Source organism: Deltaproteobacteria bacterium (assembly GCA_030690165.1).
In the GTDB taxonomy this organism is placed as follows: Bacteria; Desulfobacterota; GWC2-55-46; order UBA9637; family UBA9637; genus JACRNJ01.
The window spans coordinates 1-15,820 of record JAUYHF010000002.1; the positions used below are offsets into that span (position 1 = coordinate 1).

The 15,820-nt window shown below is 42.4% G+C and carries 21 protein-coding genes and 1 riboswitch; of the genes, 9 read left to right on the forward strand and 12 right to left on the reverse strand.

What is annotated here, in order from left to right:
• Positions 1-28 precede the first annotated feature (28 nt).
• A complete protein-coding gene (locus tag Q8P28_00240; protein MDP2681226.1) occupies positions 29-445 on the forward strand; it encodes an endonuclease VII domain-containing protein in 417 nt (138 codons plus the stop codon).
• Between the two features lie 326 nt (positions 446-771).
• On the opposite strand, the gene Q8P28_00245 is transcribed toward Q8P28_00240, so the two are convergent.
• Positions 772-1,299 carry a pyridoxamine 5'-phosphate oxidase family protein gene (locus Q8P28_00245; protein ID MDP2681227.1) on the reverse strand — a complete coding sequence of 176 codons (528 nt, stop codon included), beginning with the start codon at positions 1,297-1,299 and terminating at the stop codon, positions 772-774.
• Positions 1,300-1,535: 236 nt separating this feature from the next.
• Here Q8P28_00245 and nrdR point away from each other — a divergent pair, with 236 nt between their 5' ends.
• The 8 genes from nrdR to mog are packed head-to-tail and all read left to right on the forward strand — an operon-like array spanning position 1,536 to position 7,714.
• Entirely contained in the window at positions 1,536-2,003 is a 468-nt protein-coding gene (gene nrdR, locus Q8P28_00250) for a transcriptional regulator NrdR (protein ID MDP2681228.1), read from the forward strand.
• Entirely contained in the window at positions 2,000-3,112 is a 1,113-nt protein-coding gene (ribD, locus tag Q8P28_00255; GenBank protein ID MDP2681229.1) for a bifunctional diaminohydroxyphosphoribosylaminopyrimidine deaminase/5-amino-6-(5-phosphoribosylamino)uracil reductase RibD, read from the forward strand. The genes nrdR and ribD overlap by 4 nt, the downstream gene beginning before the upstream one ends.
• Before the next feature lie 43 nt (positions 3,113-3,155).
• Positions 3,156-3,800, forward strand: coding sequence for a riboflavin synthase (locus Q8P28_00260; protein MDP2681230.1), 645 nt, complete (start codon positions 3,156-3,158; stop codon positions 3,798-3,800).
• A 4-nt stretch (positions 3,801-3,804) separates the two neighbouring features.
• On the forward strand, positions 3,805-4,227 hold the full coding sequence (locus Q8P28_00265) for a DUF4388 domain-containing protein (protein MDP2681231.1): 423 nt from the start codon (positions 3,805-3,807) through the stop codon (positions 4,225-4,227).
• Between the two features lie 2 nt (positions 4,228-4,229).
• The gene (locus Q8P28_00270) at positions 4,230-6,545 is read left to right on the forward strand and encodes a GAF domain-containing protein (GenBank protein MDP2681232.1); all 2,316 of its coding nucleotides are present in this window, start codon (positions 4,230-4,232) and stop codon (positions 6,543-6,545) included.
• Between the two features lie 3 nt (positions 6,546-6,548).
• Positions 6,549-6,797 (forward strand): molybdopterin converting factor subunit 1, encoded by a 249-nt coding sequence (gene moaD, locus Q8P28_00275; GenBank protein MDP2681233.1) that lies wholly within the window; start codon positions 6,549-6,551, stop codon positions 6,795-6,797.
• A 6-nt stretch (positions 6,798-6,803) separates the two neighbouring features.
• The gene (locus Q8P28_00280; protein ID MDP2681234.1) at positions 6,804-7,226 is read left to right on the forward strand and encodes a molybdenum cofactor biosynthesis protein MoaE; all 423 of its coding nucleotides are present in this window, start codon (positions 6,804-6,806) and stop codon (positions 7,224-7,226) included.
• On the forward strand, positions 7,223-7,714 hold the full coding sequence (gene mog, locus Q8P28_00285) for a molybdopterin adenylyltransferase (GenBank protein MDP2681235.1): 492 nt from the start codon (positions 7,223-7,225) through the stop codon (positions 7,712-7,714). Before Q8P28_00280 ends, mog begins: the two co-directional genes overlap by 4 nt.
• On the opposite strand, the gene Q8P28_00290 is transcribed toward mog, so the two are convergent.
• From Q8P28_00290 to Q8P28_00340, 11 genes are all read right to left on the reverse strand, one after another.
• Entirely contained in the window at positions 7,711-7,995 is a 285-nt protein-coding gene (locus tag Q8P28_00290; GenBank protein MDP2681236.1) for a HigA family addiction module antitoxin, read from the reverse strand. The genes mog and Q8P28_00290 overlap by 4 nt on opposite strands.
• Before the next feature lie 15 nt (positions 7,996-8,010).
• The gene (locus Q8P28_00295) at positions 8,011-8,139 is read right to left on the reverse strand and encodes a type II toxin-antitoxin system RelE/ParE family toxin (GenBank protein ID MDP2681237.1); all 129 of its coding nucleotides are present in this window, start codon (positions 8,137-8,139) and stop codon (positions 8,011-8,013) included.
• Between the two features lie 457 nt (positions 8,140-8,596).
• Positions 8,597-9,088, reverse strand: coding sequence for an HIT domain-containing protein (locus tag Q8P28_00300; protein MDP2681238.1), 492 nt, complete (start codon positions 9,086-9,088; stop codon positions 8,597-8,599).
• Positions 9,089-9,197: 109 nt separating this feature from the next.
• A complete protein-coding gene (locus tag Q8P28_00305; GenBank protein ID MDP2681239.1) occupies positions 9,198-9,476 on the reverse strand; it encodes an integration host factor subunit beta in 279 nt (92 codons plus the stop codon).
• Positions 9,477-9,521: 45 nt separating this feature from the next.
• Positions 9,522-10,394: a signal peptide peptidase SppA gene (gene sppA / locus Q8P28_00310; GenBank protein MDP2681240.1), complete on the reverse strand. Its 873-nt coding sequence runs from the start codon at positions 10,392-10,394 to the stop codon at positions 9,522-9,524.
• A gap of 9 nt (positions 10,395-10,403) precedes the next feature.
• Positions 10,404-12,032, reverse strand: coding sequence for a 30S ribosomal protein S1 (locus Q8P28_00315; protein ID MDP2681241.1), 1,629 nt, complete (start codon positions 12,030-12,032; stop codon positions 10,404-10,406).
• A gap of 156 nt (positions 12,033-12,188) precedes the next feature.
• Positions 12,189-12,425 carry an NIL domain-containing protein gene (locus Q8P28_00320; GenBank protein ID MDP2681242.1) on the reverse strand — a complete coding sequence of 79 codons (237 nt, stop codon included), beginning with the start codon at positions 12,423-12,425 and terminating at the stop codon, positions 12,189-12,191.
• The gene (locus tag Q8P28_00325) at positions 12,422-12,703 is read right to left on the reverse strand and encodes a ubiquitin-like small modifier protein 1 (protein ID MDP2681243.1); all 282 of its coding nucleotides are present in this window, start codon (positions 12,701-12,703) and stop codon (positions 12,422-12,424) included. Before Q8P28_00325 ends, Q8P28_00320 begins: the two co-directional genes overlap by 4 nt.
• Positions 12,704-12,748: 45 nt before the next feature.
• Positions 12,749-12,985, reverse strand: a complete 237-nt coding sequence (locus Q8P28_00330) for a sulfurtransferase TusA family protein (protein ID MDP2681244.1) — start codon at positions 12,983-12,985, stop codon at positions 12,749-12,751.
• A complete protein-coding gene (locus Q8P28_00335; protein ID MDP2681245.1) occupies positions 12,973-13,947 on the reverse strand; it encodes a 4Fe-4S binding protein in 975 nt (324 codons plus the stop codon). The genes Q8P28_00330 and Q8P28_00335 overlap by 13 nt, the downstream gene beginning before the upstream one ends.
• A 133-nt stretch (positions 13,948-14,080) precedes the next feature.
• Complete coding sequence (locus Q8P28_00340; GenBank protein MDP2681246.1) at positions 14,081-15,340, reverse strand: threonine synthase; 1,260 nt, start codon at positions 15,338-15,340, stop codon at positions 14,081-14,083.
• A 150-nt stretch (positions 15,341-15,490) separates the two neighbouring features.
• Positions 15,491-15,610, reverse strand: a riboswitch (SAM riboswitch).
• Positions 15,611-15,820: the final 210 nt, after the last annotated feature.

Genomic DNA, 15,820 nt, shown 5'->3' on the forward strand with positions numbered 1-15,820 from the left:
CCTTGACTATCCTTACTGCCTGTGCATAATTCTCTATTGTGGCTCTTTGAGTCATGGGGTATCCTCCTTTTGTTTTGGTATTGGCTTACCATGGAGATACCCCTTTCTTGCTTCTGACACAAGAAATAATACATTACCCGCAAAAGGAAGAAAGACTACGCGACCATCATGTAAGGAATGCAGAGTAGAAATAGACGGAAAGCAGTTAAGGCCTGAAGAGAAGAAAAGATTAGCGGCTATAAAACCAAAAGACATATTCACTTGCCCGATATGTCAGAAAACGTCCATAGTAGGTATTACAGCTAATTTCGTAATAGACCATGACCATAAAACAGGTGCTGGAAGGGAATGGATTTGTGATAGTTGCAATACTGGGTTAGGTAGATTCAAAGATGACCACGAGTTGATTCAAAGAGTTATCCATTATCTTAAAAAATATTCTTGAATAAATAGAAACATCCACTGCTGTCTAAAATAATTTAATTTCAAGAAATTCAGTGGGAATATAGGGGAATATAGAAATCATAGGGACAACCACCGGGTTTATGATGCTCTGCTTGCCATAATTGAGAAGAGTGAATACAATGATGATTCAATAATAATGATAAAAAGTCCCAACAAATCACTACACCTGACGCCGAGTACGGCGCAGGTGAGTTAAGTCGTTATCTGCTCTATCTCATGGGAGTGTTCTGGGAATTTTGTATTTTGCACCAGTGACATTTGGCTTTAATGACAAATCTCTTTTACGATATATCTTAATTTTATTCATCATCCCTTCCATAAAAACCCCATATACTGTTTAATCTTGCCTGTAATACTCGCCTTTTTACACCACTCAATCATGGTTTCTCTTTCACCAATGTATTGATAATACGGCACACCGTAACCGCAGCTTGTCTTCACCTTTTCTATGTGCAGGAGTATCAACTGGCGGACATATTGAGAAACCTTACTGCCTAATTTTTCCTTAAGCTCTTTCCCCACCGGGCTATCAAGCGCTATAGCCTCTCCACGGCCATAGAGACGGAGAACCATCGGTGTTTTATCAAAGCTTGTAAACATCATGGTCAGTTTTCCATTCTGCTGAATATGCGCTGCGGTTTCGTTGCCGCTGCCGGGATAATCAGCGTATACAATAGTTTTGTTATCCAAAATCTCAAACGTATCATGGCCTTTAGGAGACAGGTTTACATATTCGCCTTTCAGGTCGTTTGGCGCAGTAGCAACAAAAAATATTTTTTGCGCCTTGATAAAGTTTATGAGTTTTTCGTTTAATTCCAGATATGCCTCAGCCATTATGCCCCCTATTCAATCTGTAATCGTATCTCAAGCATATACAACAGCGGGGAAAAACACAAGCCCTGCCTTATATCTGTTTGCCTTTTTTATGCTCCTGTGGCATATTCTTTTTATATGAACCCTGTTAGACCTGCCTATTTATACAATGGAAGAACCAAAACCCGATTTAGGATTTTATGGGAAAGATATAATTGGCAATTGAAAATCTCTGACGGGGGTGGAGGTCTAACAGGGTGAAGTGTCCGTTTTGCAGCCATATAGAAGACAAAGTTATAGATTCCAGGCTTTCACAGGACGGCGATGTTACACGGCGGCGCAGGGAATGTCTGAAATGCGGTAAACGTTTTACAACCTATGAGAGGGTGGAAGAGGCGCTGCCTCTTGTTATTAAAAAAGACGGGAGGCGGGAGCTTTTTGACAGGACAAAGATATTAAACGGCATCATTAGGGCGTGCGAAAAAAGACCTGTCGGGATTGAGGCCATAGAAAAGGTGGTTGGCAGGATTGAAAAGGGTTTTATAGAGACGGGCGAGAGGGAGATACAAAGCTCTGCTATAGGGACCGCAGTGATGGAGGAGATTAAAACCCTTGACGAGGTGGCCTATGTAAGATTCGCCTCTGTTTACAGGGAGTTCAGGGATATAAATGAATTTATGAAAGAGCTGAAAGGGCTGCTTGAGATAAACAAAAAGAAAAAATGAATCCCAAATCCAAGATTATGCAAACTGCCATTGCCCTTGCCAGAAAAGGCATTGGCAAGACAAGCCCTAATCCGGCGGTAGGCGCCGTCATTGTAAAAAACGGCAGGATTATCGGCAAGGGTTATCACAAAAAAGCAGGCCGCGCCCATGCGGAGATAAATGCCTTAAAACAGGCGGGCATAAAGGCAAAAGGGGCAGAGATGTATGTGACACTCGAGCCGTGCAATCATTTCGGCAGAACCCCGCCATGCGCAGATGCTATAATAAAGGCAGGTATAAAAAAGGTTTTTATAGGAATGAAAGACCCGAACCCATTGGTGGCAGGAACGGGGATAAGGCGGCTCCGGAGCGCAGGAATGGATGTGGAGGTCGATATACTTGAGGATGAGTGCAGAGGTATCAATGAGGCATACATGAAATATATTACTACAAAAACACCATTTGTAACCTTAAAGCTTGCCTCAACTCTTGATGGGAAGATTGCAACCTCTACAGGGGAATCTAAGTGGATTACAGGGGAAATAGCCCGCAGATTTGCACACAGGATGAGAAGAGAAGCGGATGCAGTTATGGTTGGAATCGGAACTGTTTTAAAAGACAATCCTGAACTTACAACCCGCCTTGTCAAAGGCAAAGACCCTATCAGAATAGTTGTTGACAGTAAATTAAGGATACCTGTGAATGCCAAGGTTTTAAATACACAAAGAGGCGGTATAATTATAGCAACGACGAAAGAGAGGGGGCAGGGATCGGGGGGCAGGGGTCGGAAAATAAAAAAAATAGAAGCAAAAGGGGCGGAGATTCTGGCGCTTCCTTCAAAAACAGGAGAGGTGGATTTGAAGACCCTTATGAAGGAGCTTGGAAAGAGAGAGATAACAAACCTTATTATTGAAGGCGGCCCAACCATTGCCGCAGCGAGCCTTAAGGATGGCATTGTTGATAAAATTACAATCTTCTATGCGCCGCGGATTCTCGGAAAAGAAGGCTTGCCAATGATAGAAGGACTTGGTATAAGAAGACTAAAGGATGCTGTCTCTTTAAGCAGGCTTGAATGTAAGAGACTCGGAGAGGATATATTGGTGGAGGGGTATATAGCTCATGGTTCATAGCTCATAGTAAAAACTATCAGCTATCAGCTATCAGCTATCAGCTATGTTTACAGGCATAATACAGACTGTCGGTAAAATAAAAGATATTGAAAGGAAGAGCGGATTTGCCAGAGTAACCATTGAACATAATGGAAACCTCTCCGCTATAAATACAGGAGATAGTGTTGCCGTAGACGGCGCTTGCCTGACTGTTGTAGATTTTTCTCCTTCTGTTTTTAGGGCGGATATATCGGGAGAAACCTTGCGCCTTACAACCCTTGGAAATATCAATGCAGGCGAAAAGGTTAATCTTGAAAAATCCCTTACACCCTCAACGCCGCTTGGCGGGCATTTTGTTACAGGTCATATAGATGGTATCGGTTTTATCAAAAAAAAGACAATATCTGACGAATTTGCGGTGATAGACTTTAATATCCCTGGTGAATTGCAAGGCCAGCTTGCTAAAAAAGGCTCTGTTGCAGTGGATGGCATAAGTCTTACAGTGGTGGATATTTTTGAAAATGGATTCAGGACTGCCGTTATCCCCCACACATTGAGAGATACTACCCTGTCCGGCAAAACAAAAGGGGATAATGTCAATATAGAGACAGATATAATTGCAAAATATGTGCAGAGGTTTTTATTAACATATAATAAACAGGGCATTGACGAGACATTCTTAAAGGGACATGGGTTTATAGAGGGGTAATACTATGCAAGAAGGCGTAAAAGGCAGGCTCAAGGATATGAGCGCGGCAGACATTATACAGACGCTTTACCTGGGGCGCAGGACTGCGGCTGTAAACATAGGCTCGGAGGAAGGGGCAGGCAGGATATTTGTGGAAAATGGCAATATCGTCCATGCCTCGTTCAGAGGGCTTTCAGGCGAAGACGCCTTATATCATCTGCTCTCATGGGAGGACGGAGAATTTGAGATTGAAATGGATGTTAAAACGCAGGAAAAAACAATATCAGCCAATGTTGAACACCTGCTTCTTGAGGGCATGAAAAGGCTTGATGAAGCAAATAAGGGCGGCTTGGATAAAGAAAGGCTGTTTGGCGTCGGAGAAAAAGAATCTATCCATCTGATAAAAAGGCTGATTGAATTGGGCATCCTTAAAAAGAGGGAAGGATAATCTTGGACAGGGTAAAACACATAGCAATAATAGGGGCAAACAGGGAAGGCTTAAGTCTTCTGCCAACCCTTCTGCAGGACAAGACCCTCAATATAGAGATGATTGCAGACAATAATAAAAATGCCCTTCTTTTTAAACTTGATGAGCTTGGCTACAGGCTTGACATACGCACCACATCCAACCTTGAAGATATAAAAGTCCTTGAGAATCTGGACATTATCATCAATGCATCTGAGGATGCCGGTCTCCAGGAATTTCTCCAGCAGGCTGAATTCCGCAATGTTGAAAAACTCAGCCCCCTGAGCGCAAAGCTCATCTTGGGCATGAAGGATAAAAAGCTGCTGCTTAAGGAGCAAGGGATTGAGAGCCATGCCGCGCTTCTCTCCTCACTCAGGGAGGTTGTTGACGCCATAAGGCTTACAAGCGACAGGAAGGAGGTTCTCTCATTAATCTTAAGACTTGCCATAGAATCCACAAATGCGGGAAAAGGTTCCCTCATGCTCCTGGACAAGGACAGCAAATATCTTAAGGTGGAAATAGCAGAGGGGATGGAAGAAGAGATTATCAGGAAGGTGAAACTTCCCCTCGGTATAGGGATTGCCGGAAAGGTTGCACAGGACGGCAAACCCCTCCTCATATCCGGAAAGGCGTCTGAAATAGAATTCCAGCGGGTAAAAGAGCGCAGCGATGTCAAAAGCGCGCTGTGCGTCCCTTTAATAATGAACGGCACAGTAATAGGCGTCATAAATGTGAACAGCACCGAGTCAATACATACCTTTACTCAGGACGACCTTGCATTTCTCACAAGGCTTGCCGGCCTTGCAACCGAGGTTATCCTTCGCTCAAAAGAATATGAGGAGATGAGATGGAATACCATCAAATTCAGCCTCTGGAAAGAAATAAACATGCTGCTCGGGATGAGCAAATCGCTGGAAAAAAGGCTGAACAGTGTATGCGACAAATTGTCGAAATTCATAGAAGACCTCGGCTGTTCAATATATGTATTTAATGAGGACACACAGATGCTTCACCTTAAGGCATCGAGCCTCGTGGATATGAAAGCGGTTGGCTCATTTGCCATAAACAAAGGCGAAGGCATAGATGGATGGGTGGCAAACACCGGCAAAGGTGTAATACTCGCCGACAAGGAAAGCCAAGGAGATGAGATTAAGAAGATATATTTCTCCCTCCCCATGATGGCGGAAGACAAGGTGGCGGGTGTCATCAGCGGGCAACTGGTTTCATCAAAAGGGCTTCTGCCATATCAGGAGTCATTCTTAAAAGAGATCAGCGTACCCATTGCTGAAACAATAAACAGCCACCAGAAACAGGAAAGGCAGTTTTTAAAATCAAACAAGATGATAGCAGTGGATGAAACAGGGCTGGAAATAATCTCCATCACAGACTCTGAGAAACTGCCAAACATAATTGCCACAGCCGCGGCAGCCATTATCGGGGCAGACGGCTCAACACTAAGGATAAGGCATAATGGAACAACAAAATACCAGCTTCGCGCCGCCCGCGGCCTTGATGATGAAAAAATACGGGCCTCGTTCCTGCCGGCAGAAAAGGATATACTCCATGAGGTAATTAAGACCAGAAAGGCCGTTATAAAGGATTTTTCAAAAGAGACAAGTCCCCTTGTGGTCTCGCTTTTATCTTATCCACTTAAGAGAGAGGGAAAGGTAACCGGGGTTCTCACATTGTTTAATAAGATTGCGCCGGGAACGTTCTACCCTGAACACTTCACTAAAACAGATATGGAAATACTTGGCAGATTTATGGTTTATGTAGAAAAGGCGCTGTTGAATATAATGCTGCAGGAAGAAGGAAAAAACAGGGCGCAGGATATGCTGGATGGAATTATGATTGGAAAAGAATTTTTAGAAAGGCGTGCAGAAGAAGAGATTAGCAGGGCAAAAAGGTTTGGGAAGAGGTTTATGCTTATGATTATACATATACCAAACTTAAACACATATAACCAGGAGCAGGAAAAAGGGAAAAAACTGATTGCCGCAATCCTCGATGTTTTAAAGGAAAAGGTGAGAAACTTTGATGTCGTGGCAAAGTTGGATAACGAAAGGCTTGCAGTCCTGTTTTTAGAGTCTGACGAAGGGGCTATACGGTTAGTCAGCAAGCTATGCAATGCTGTAGAGGATGGAAAACTTTTTGATAAAAGTCTTTTCAAAGAAGAAATCGGAATCCGATACGGATACGCAATATTTCCTGATGACGGCGAAACAGTTGAGGCGCTTCTCAAAAAAGCCGGCCCAAGGGTGGAAATAAAGGTTACAGGAGATGCGGACAAATGGATATAGATTATGATAATTAAAGTAAGATTTTTCTCAATGCTGAAAGGGAAGGTGGGTAAAGAAGAGGCAAGCCTGTCTATCCCGGAAAACACCTCTGCTTATCAGTTAAAAAATATACTAAAAAATGAATTTCCTGCAATAGCGGAATTTATTGATAAAAATATTATGATTTCTGTCAATCAGGAATTTGCCGATAAAAACACCATTATAAAAGACGGCGATGAGGTGGCGCTATTGCCGCCATTCTCAGGCGGATAAGATAATATGGATTTGATAAGGATACAAAAAGAAGATTTTCAGGTAAGCGCGGAAGTGGAGCGGGTCAAAGCTGCGTCTAAAAGCATAGGCGGCATCGTTGTATTTGTTGGCACGGCACGAGATATATCAAAAGGTACGGAGATAGTAAAACTTGATTTTGAACATTATCCAGTCATGGCGGAAAAAAAACTGAAAGAGATTAGAGATACGGCGCTGAAAAATTTCAACATAATTGAGATGGGAATAGTCCATAGAATCGGACATATAAACATCGGGGAAAATATTGTTTTAATCGTAGCGGCGGCGCAGCATAGAAATGATGCATTTATGGCATGTGAGTGGGCAATAACAGAACTCAAGAGGATTACCCCTATATGGAAAAAAGAGACGACAAAAAAAGGGGAGATCTGGGTGGAGGAACATCCATGATTACCGTCGGCATATTAACAATGAGCGATAAGGGTTCTCGCGGGGAGCGGGAAGACTTAAGCGGCAAGGAAATAGAGAAAATGATTAAAGACCTTCCTGCGAAGGTAATGGCATACGAAATAATCCCTGACGAGGCTGATATTATAAAGAAAAAAATTATAGAATTTGTGGATAAAAAGAAAGTAGATTTAATACTTACCACAGGCGGCACAGGCGTAAGCCCAAGGGATGTTACGCCAGAGGCAACAAAGGCTGTCATAGACAGAGAACTCCCCGGCATGGCAGAGGCAATGAGAATGGAAAGCCTTAAAAAAACCCAAAATGCAATGATATCAAGGGCTGTCTGCGGAATCCGCAAACAAACCCTTATCATAAACCTTCCCGGAAGCCCAAAGGCCGTAAGGGAAAATCTTGCAGTAGTCCTGCCTGCAATAAATCATGCTGTGGAGAAGATAAAGGGAAGTCAGGAGGAGTGCGGAAAGACTTAAGCGGCCTTTAGATGTTTAACCTTTATCTTCTTTCGACTCTGTTTTACCCTCCATAGATCATACTGCATCTGCTGTGCAAGCCAGCTCTCCGGCGTAGTATCAAAGGCAATGGAAAGCCTTACTGCCATTTCAGGGCTTACGCCGGTATGCCCGTTAAGCAGTTCAGAAAAAGCCTTGCGGCTTACACCAATGGCATTTGCCGCTTCTGTTATGGTAATACCTAACGGCTCTATACAAAGCTTCTTTATAACCTCTCCCGGGTGCGGCGGATTGTGCATCATAGTTTTACCTCCTGTTTAGTGATAGTCCAGATAATCAATATCAATGACATCATGCTTTTCGAATTTAAAAATAACCCTCCAGTTACCGCTCACCTCAACTGCCCAGAAGTCTTTTAGCTTTCCTGATAGTTTATGAAGCCTCAGCCCTTGTAACCCTATTAGTTACAAGATTCAAGTAAAAAATAGGTATGGAATTTATTACGAGAGGCTAAAGCAGGAAAAAACAGGGCATAGCATTTGAGATACAAGACCCTTATCTCTATACTCCTCTGCAAGAATTGACAAATACTCCTCTACGTTATCCATCTGTGAATTATCTCCATGTTATCTGTTTGTGTAAAAGAACGGTTTAACGTATCGGATGAATTTTATTAGCCTTTATCAGGGACTAATATTCACAATTGAATGTTATAGTAAGCACTAAAAATAAATAGACATCGTAGCTCAAGGCTTTAGCCTTGAAAGTCTTGAGAAACCTCAAACCTGAAGGTTTGAGCTACAGAAGAATGTTAACTTATTTATGTCGTTCACTATAGTCCCTTTCGAATTAAAGGGAACACGCTGGAACCGCAAGAATTGAGGGGAGAAATAAAGAATGAACTTAAGAAGGTAATTTTAGCTTTTGAAAATGCGGGTAAAGCTTATCGTAGGTTGTCTGAAGGTGTTCCGGTAAAACCCTGACCTCTCCTATTACAGGCATAAAATTGGTATCGCCGTTCCATCTTGGAACTATGTGAAAGTGGAGATGCTCTTCTATTCCTGCCCCTGCCTCTTTGCCCAGATTCATGCCGATATTAAATCCCCCCGGGTTCATTTCTTTTTTCAGGATTGCCGCAGAATCTTTGATGAGCTTAAAAAGCTCTAAAGTTTCTTCTTTTTCCATATCTTCTAACTGGCTTGTGTGTTTCCACGGATACACAAGAAGATGGCCGTTGTTGTAAGGAAATTTATTCATCATAACAGCCGCAAAATTACCTTTGTAAAGAACCAACTCCTTTTTGTCATCCTTGCTGTACCCTTTGCAAAATATGCACTGATTAGATTTTTGTCCGAAGATATACTCTGCGCGCCAGGGAGCCCAAATCTGTTTCACCCTGTTAGACCTCCCTTTGTCCCGTGAGCCTAACTATGAATTTCCTCCCTTTATTTTTGTAATGAAAGGAATTGTTTTGATTAGGTCTAACTGGGTTCATATTTCTCTGTTATTTGTTTACCCTTTTTTTTAGTTCTTTGCCGACTTTGAAGAACGGCGTTTTCTTTGCCAGAATATCTATAGTTTCTCCTGTCTTAGGGTTTCTGCCCTTTCTGGCCTTATGCCCCTTGACCTTAAAACTGCCAAACCCCCTGATTTCTATCTTGTCTCCTTTTGCAAGGCTGGCTGTCATGCTGTCAAATATTTCATCCACAACTATCTCCACATCTCTTTTTGTGAAATTTTTAACCCTTTCAGCCACTTTTTCTACAAGACCACTTTTTATCATTTTAGAGACCTCCTCATGTAAAGTCAAAAAACATGATGTCTGGTTTTATATGCTATACGGAAAAAGATACTGTAACCCGTATCCACCTTTTAATTTCTTTAACATCTGACCTGCGGCGTCGCCAAAGATAATATCCCACAGTCTAATGCCCTTTTTCTCCGAATATAAAACAACCGGTTTGCCCTTTATATTGGACATGGAAGCTGCAATATCGATAGCATCCTGAAAATTGCCAATCTCATCAACTAATCCAATCTCTTTTGCCTGTTGTCCTGAAAATATCCTGCCATCGGCGATTTTTTTGACTACATCAACCTTTAACTTCCTATTTTCAGCCACGACATCCACAAATTGCCGATGCACATCATCTATAACATTCTGGAGAAGCTTTTTCTCGTTCTCCTTCATACTTCTGAGAGGAGAACCTATATCCTTATATTCTCCGCTCTTTATTACATAGCCCTTAAAACCTATTTTGCTCAGCAATCCTTCCGCATTTGCAAATTCCATGATAACGCCGATGCTGCCTGTAATAGTTCCTGGGTTGGCAATAATTTTATTGGCTGCCGCCGCGATATAGTAACCACCGGAAGCGGCCACGGCGCCCATGGAAGCGATCACCTTCTTTTTAGCGCTTACCCTTTTTATCTCTCTATAAATCTCCTGAGAAGGCCCGACCCCGCCGCCAGGCGAGTTTATCCTTACAACTATAGCCTTTATATCGTCCCTTTCTCCAAATTCTTTAATCTGTTTGTTGATTGATTCCGGTTCGGTTATTATTCCCTCCACCTCTACCACAGCTACTTTATCGCCGAAGGGAAGACCGCCGCCGCTCAGAAGAACAATAAAGAATATAAAAAAAAGAAAAAAGAAGAGACCTGCAATGCCTAATACCCATTTTATATATTTCTTTCTCATATAGCGCTGTCAGATAGCTGCCTTCTCCTCCGCCTTTACTAATCCCTTGAGGCCAAGACCTATCTTCCTTTCATCAGGGTCCACATTTAACACCTCTGTTTCCACTTTATCCCCAACAGTTATTTCTAATCCTTTTTTCTTTTCTCTGATTAATTCCGACACATGTATAAGACCTTCCACACCATCCTCCAACTCTACAAATGCCCCGAAATGCGCTATATTTGTTATCCTGCCGCTGACAGATATGCCTGCGTGGTATTTTCCCCCAATTTCCCGCCAGGGATCTTTTTGAACCGCCTTTATACTGAGGGAAAGCCTTTCTTTGTCTTTATCTACATTCAAAATTTCCGCCTCTATCTCCTGGCCTTTTTGAAAAAGCTCTGTTGGGTGTTTTATTTTATTCCATGACATATCAGATATATGCACCAATCCATCCACACCTTCTTCTATGCCGACAAAAACACCGTAATCCGCAATGTTTTTTACAACACCCTTAACCCTTGCCCCTTTTGGATATTTTAACGTCAGTTCATCCCATAGACTTGGTTCAATTTGCTTGCGGCTTAAAAACAGTTTCTTATTTGCATGATCTATTTCTAATATTTTTACCTCTACTGTGTCTCCAATTTTGAATGTTTGAGAAGGATGCTTTATCTTTGCCCAGCTTAATTCAGACAGATGCACCAGCCCTTCTAAACCTTCTTCAAGCTCCACAAATACCCCGTAGTCCGCTATGCTGGAAACCTTACCCATGACCTTTGCCCCAACCTGATATCTTTCCTTGGCCGTGTCCCAGGGGTTAGGTTTCATTTGTTTTAAGCCAAGGGATACTTTATTTTCTTCTTTATTAAACTTGATAATTTTAACAGATATTTTGTCGCCGATATTAAAGACATCCGACGGATGTCTTATTTTTCCCCATGACATGTCAGTAATATGCAGAAGCCCGTCTATTCCGCCAAGGTCAACAAAGACGCCGTAATTTACAATATTTTTTACAACACCATCAACAATCTTTCCCTCCTCTAATGTATGTATGGTATGTATGGTATCTTTGTTTGTCCGTTCCCTTTCTTCTTCCAGGATAGCCCTTCTTGATACAACAATATTGGATTTTTGCCTGTCATACTGCAATACCTTAAACATGAAAGAACTATTAATAAGCTGGTCAGGATTATTTACAGGCATTAAGTCTGCCTGAGATCCTGGTAGAAAGGCGGTAAGGCCGTTTAAATCAACGTTGAAACCGGCTTTTATCTTCTGGATTATTCTCCCCTCTACAGCCTTACCGGTCCCATACGCCTCCTCTATCCCGCGCCATGCCATTATCTGCCTGGCCTTTTCTTTTGAGAGAACCACATAACCATTTTCATCTTCGGCGTTTTCCAGCAGTGCCTCTATCTCATCCCCCACCTTAACCTGCGGGATTCCGTTTGCATCAAGAAACTCTTTTAGCGGTATGTGGCCTTCTGCTTTGTATCCGATATCAACTATAATCACATCCTTTGCAATGCAGAGCACTTTCCCCTTTATAACCTCGCCAACCTGCGGTTCTTTAATGGCCTTTTCGTAAAACGCTTCATTGTTGTCGCTGGTTGATATTGCTGTATCAATCTTATCTGACATTGTATCCGACACTTTACAACTACCTCCTGATCTATTTAATCAGCCACTGATAGATACATTCAGGGGCAGGCGTAGATATATCACACCCGGAACTAAAGTTCAATCATTGTAATAGCGGAGTGACAGCGGAGAATAAAGGGCTGGATTAGATTAGACCATGCCAGAATGTTATTCTATAACATCCAACTCTATGGGCTCTACCTTAATACCTTTATCGGATAGGAACTTGACAGCCTTATCTATCTCGCCAGCCTCACCTTCCAACTCCAGCGCTACAAGGCCAAGTTTGTCCGATATATTTGCCTGTCTTATATTCGTCACGACCTTATACAATTTGCCGACCTGATATATAAATGGTTCCTTGATAAATTCAGGCGGATAGGTAAGGTAAAATCGTTTTTTCAATGTATTCCTCCGGCGATAGCAGGGATAATGGAAACATCATCGCCCTTTTTAAGCTCTGTGTCTATATTATTTTTGAATCTTATATCCTCGTCATTGACATAGATATTTACAAAACGTCGGAGTTTGCCGTCACCCTCGCATATCCTTTCTTTTAAGCCTGGATAATTCCTTTCCATATCGTCTATAACATCTTTTACAGTCTTGCCTTCTGCAGAAACCTCATCCTGACCATTGGTCAGCTTTCTAAGCGGCGTCGGGATCCTTACCTTTACAGACATTGTTTACCTCCTTATAAATACGGGTTATGGGTTATGGGAAGACAACTATATCTTCTTTATTTTAAGCCTGAAATATTCCCCTTCTTTCTTCACCTCAACAATCCTGTGTCCTTCCTCCTTTATGCTCTTTGGAACATTCTGTATCGGCTCTCCGTCATCCAACACAATCTCTAAAACCTGGCCTGCATCCATACTCTCAAGCTTAAGCTTTGTCTTTACAAAGTTGATAGGACATAAAACGCCCCTTAAATCCAGTGAATCATCTGCCTTTATATCTGCCATTTGTGCACCTTTCCTGTTGTTATCGGTTCGCCGCTTTTAAAAACAGGCTCCATAAATTTCATATAGCTGTCCAGCCCGACCCTGTCAATGGTTGAACCAATACGCTCGCCCCTCTTTCCATTTATTTTGTACCACTCAATCGTTTTTTCTATAACCTCAGGAACCTTTTCGTCCGGGATAAAAATGGCTGCATCGTCCGACTGTCTCGGATGTCTGCCATGCCTTCCGCCAATCCTTACAAAATGGCCGTATCTCTTTGCCTGCCATGATTCTGTAGGGCATGCCCTTATGCAATCGCCGCACCAGATGCACTTCAGCGGGTCGTATATGGGTTTTCCTGTTTCAGGGTGAGCTACTATAGCGCCTTCCTTGCAAGCCTTGCTGCATATTGTACAGCCTGTGCATGTATCCTCATCCCATATAGGCTCCACCACTCCCTGAAAGCCAAGATCCATCTCTTTTGTCCTTGCACAGTCAATTGGACAGCCGGAGAATGAAATCTTGAATTTATGATAACACGCAGTGCCGAAATATTTTTCATCAACCATCCTTGCCATTGCCTGAGTGTCTGTCAGACCATTTGGATTGTATTCACAACCCCCGCATGCGGTTGGCACCCTTACCCGCGGGCCGCAAGATGCAACCTTCTGGCCTATCTTCTCAAGGTCTCTGACCATGTTGTCAAAGTCTTTATAGTCAACATAAAGTATCTCAAGAGATTGCCTGAAGCTTAAATGCACCACGCTTTTTTTGCTGTATTTATCCGCTATTTTTGAAATCTCAATCAATTTTTTTGTATCAATCCTTCCGCCAGGGCACCTGAGCCTTACTGTAAACTGATCCTTTTGACGCTGTTTTATAAAACCGCCGGATTTGAGGTCATTGAAATCTACCTTTACCTCCTGGCCGTCTTTTTTAACGGGGATGCGGGTTACCTTGTCCTCTATAAACTTGTCAACCATTCTAAATCTCCTTAAAATAATTTACTAATTACAATTCAAATCTAAAATCATGTAACGACCATAATACTATACTGCGAAAAAAAATCCAATACATCTTTAAATGCATCTTTAAATGCAGATGATAGCCGGTCTGTTACCTGCCTGCCTTTACCGCATAAACCTTGCCTTCTTTCCCTATAATATCGTCAAACTCAGAGAGTCTTGCATTTATTATTCTGGGCGCGCCTATTTTGTCCTGCAAAGCCTCCTGGGTTTTTAGACCATTTCCTGTTATTGAGATAACAATTGACTCATTCTTTGGTATCCTTCCCTGTAGAATGAGTTTCTTTGTTACACCAAGAGTGACGCCGCCTGCGGTTTCAGCAAATATCCCTTCTGTTTCCGCAAGAAGTTTCATTGCGTCAATAATCTCTTCGTCTGACACATCTTCAGCCCATCCATTGCTTTCTCTTATAGTTTTTGCCGAATAATATCCGTCTGCCGGATTGCCGATTGCCAGCGATTTTGCAATGGTCTTTGGTTTTACCGGTCTTATAAGTTCTGTCCCTTCTTTGACAGCAGTAACAATCGGAGCGCAGCCGGTTGCCTGGGCGCCATAGACCTTTGTATCAACTTGATCAATAAGGCCTATCTTTTGGAATTCTTTAAAGGCCTTCCATATCTTTGTAATAAGCGAACCGCCTGCCATCGGCACAACAATATGCTTTGGCGCATGCCAGCCGAGCTGTTCAACTATCTCATAACCAAATGTCTTGCTCCCCTCCGCATAATAAGGCCGTATGTTTATATTCACAAATGCCCAGTCGTATTTGCCGGCTATCTCGCTGCACAAACGGTTGACCTCGTCGTAATTGCCTTTAATGCTGATGACATTTGTTCCGTAGACAAGCGTCCCGAGGATTTTTGTCTGCTCCAGGTCATGAGGAATAAATACGTAACTCTCCATGCCGCACGCTGCCGCATTGGCCGCAACCGAGTTGGCAAGATTGCCTGTAGATGCGCACGCAACAACCTTAAAGCCGAACTCCATTGCCTTTGATATGGCAACAGCCACAACCCTGTCTTTAAATGAGAGGGTCGGGTAATTTACTGCATCATTTTTCAGATAAAGCTCTTTTACACCGAGAACCTTTTCAAGATTTCTTGCCCTTACCAGAGGGGTAAATCCCACATCAACACCTACTGCCGGTTCACCGTCTATCGGCAGAAGTTCTTTGTAACGCCACATATTCGGCGGTCTCTTTGAAATTATTTCCCTTGTGACGGCCTTTTTTATCTTTTCATAATTATAGTCAACTTCAAGAGGGCCAAAGCAAAGCTCGCACACATGCAGCGCCTCTTTTGGATACCCCTTGCCGCATTCCCTGCATTTCAGACCTTTTACATAACTCATATTTTTCTCCTTTCAAGGCTAAAGCCTTGAGTTACTGGTAGCCGCAGGCTTTAGCCTGCGGTAACTCAAACCTTTAGGTTTGAAGTTATTTTAGTAATCGTGCAATAAAAAAGGCCTCTCCTTGAAATCAAGAAGAGGCCTTAAAACCTAATCTTATCTTTCAAGGCTTGCATATAAGCCTTGACGGAATTAGCACCTGACCTCCGATGTTACATCAGAGCGGTTGCTGTGGCTTCAAAGGGCCTGTCCCTCCGCCACTCTGGATAAGAAGCATCCGTTATTAAATTGTTATAAAATCTATAATATATTTGAAAATAATTGTCAAGGAGAAAAGGCAAAAATGTAAAGCCAAAATAGAAATGTCCTATTCTTACCAAAATAGAAATGTCCTGTTTTATGTATCAGCCTCCCTCAATTCTTTTTTGTTTATATCTTTATATCTGTCAGCATGTTTACTGTAGTTCAATCTCCTCCATGGAT

What these genes read in the sequence shown, in the direction of transcription:
- Q8P28_00245 (MDP2681227.1), bottom strand. Translation starts at nt 1,299, where the DNA reads ATGGCTGAGGCATATCTGGAATTAAACGAAAAACTCATAAACTTTATC.
- ribD (MDP2681229.1), top strand. Translation starts at nt 2,000, where the DNA reads ATGAATCCCAAATCCAAGATTATGCAAACTGCCATTGCCCTTGCCAGA.
- Q8P28_00260 (MDP2681230.1), top strand. Translation starts at nt 3,156, where the DNA reads ATGTTTACAGGCATAATACAGACTGTCGGTAAAATAAAAGATATTGAA.
- Q8P28_00265 (MDP2681231.1), top strand. Translation starts at nt 3,805, where the DNA reads ATGCAAGAAGGCGTAAAAGGCAGGCTCAAGGATATGAGCGCGGCAGAC.
- moaD (MDP2681233.1), top strand. Translation starts at nt 6,549, where the DNA reads ATGATAATTAAAGTAAGATTTTTCTCAATGCTGAAAGGGAAGGTGGGT.
- Q8P28_00280 (MDP2681234.1), top strand. Translation starts at nt 6,804, where the DNA reads ATGGATTTGATAAGGATACAAAAAGAAGATTTTCAGGTAAGCGCGGAA.
- mog (MDP2681235.1), top strand. Translation starts at nt 7,223, where the DNA reads ATGATTACCGTCGGCATATTAACAATGAGCGATAAGGGTTCTCGCGGG.
- Q8P28_00290 (MDP2681236.1), bottom strand. Translation starts at nt 7,995, where the DNA reads ATGATGCACAATCCGCCGCACCCGGGAGAGGTTATAAAGAAGCTTTGT.
- Q8P28_00305 (MDP2681239.1), bottom strand. Translation starts at nt 9,476, where the DNA reads ATGATAAAAAGTGGTCTTGTAGAAAAAGTGGCTGAAAGGGTTAAAAAT.
- sppA (MDP2681240.1), bottom strand. Translation starts at nt 10,394, where the DNA reads ATGAGAAAGAAATATATAAAATGGGTATTAGGCATTGCAGGTCTCTTC.
- Q8P28_00325 (MDP2681243.1), bottom strand. Translation starts at nt 12,703, where the DNA reads ATGTCTGTAAAGGTAAGGATCCCGACGCCGCTTAGAAAGCTGACCAAT.
- Q8P28_00330 (MDP2681244.1), bottom strand. Translation starts at nt 12,985, where the DNA reads ATGGCAGATATAAAGGCAGATGATTCACTGGATTTAAGGGGCGTTTTA.
- Q8P28_00335 (MDP2681245.1), bottom strand. Translation starts at nt 13,947, where the DNA reads ATGGTTGACAAGTTTATAGAGGACAAGGTAACCCGCATCCCCGTTAAA.
- Q8P28_00340 (MDP2681246.1), bottom strand. Translation starts at nt 15,340, where the DNA reads ATGAGTTATGTAAAAGGTCTGAAATGCAGGGAATGCGGCAAGGGGTAT.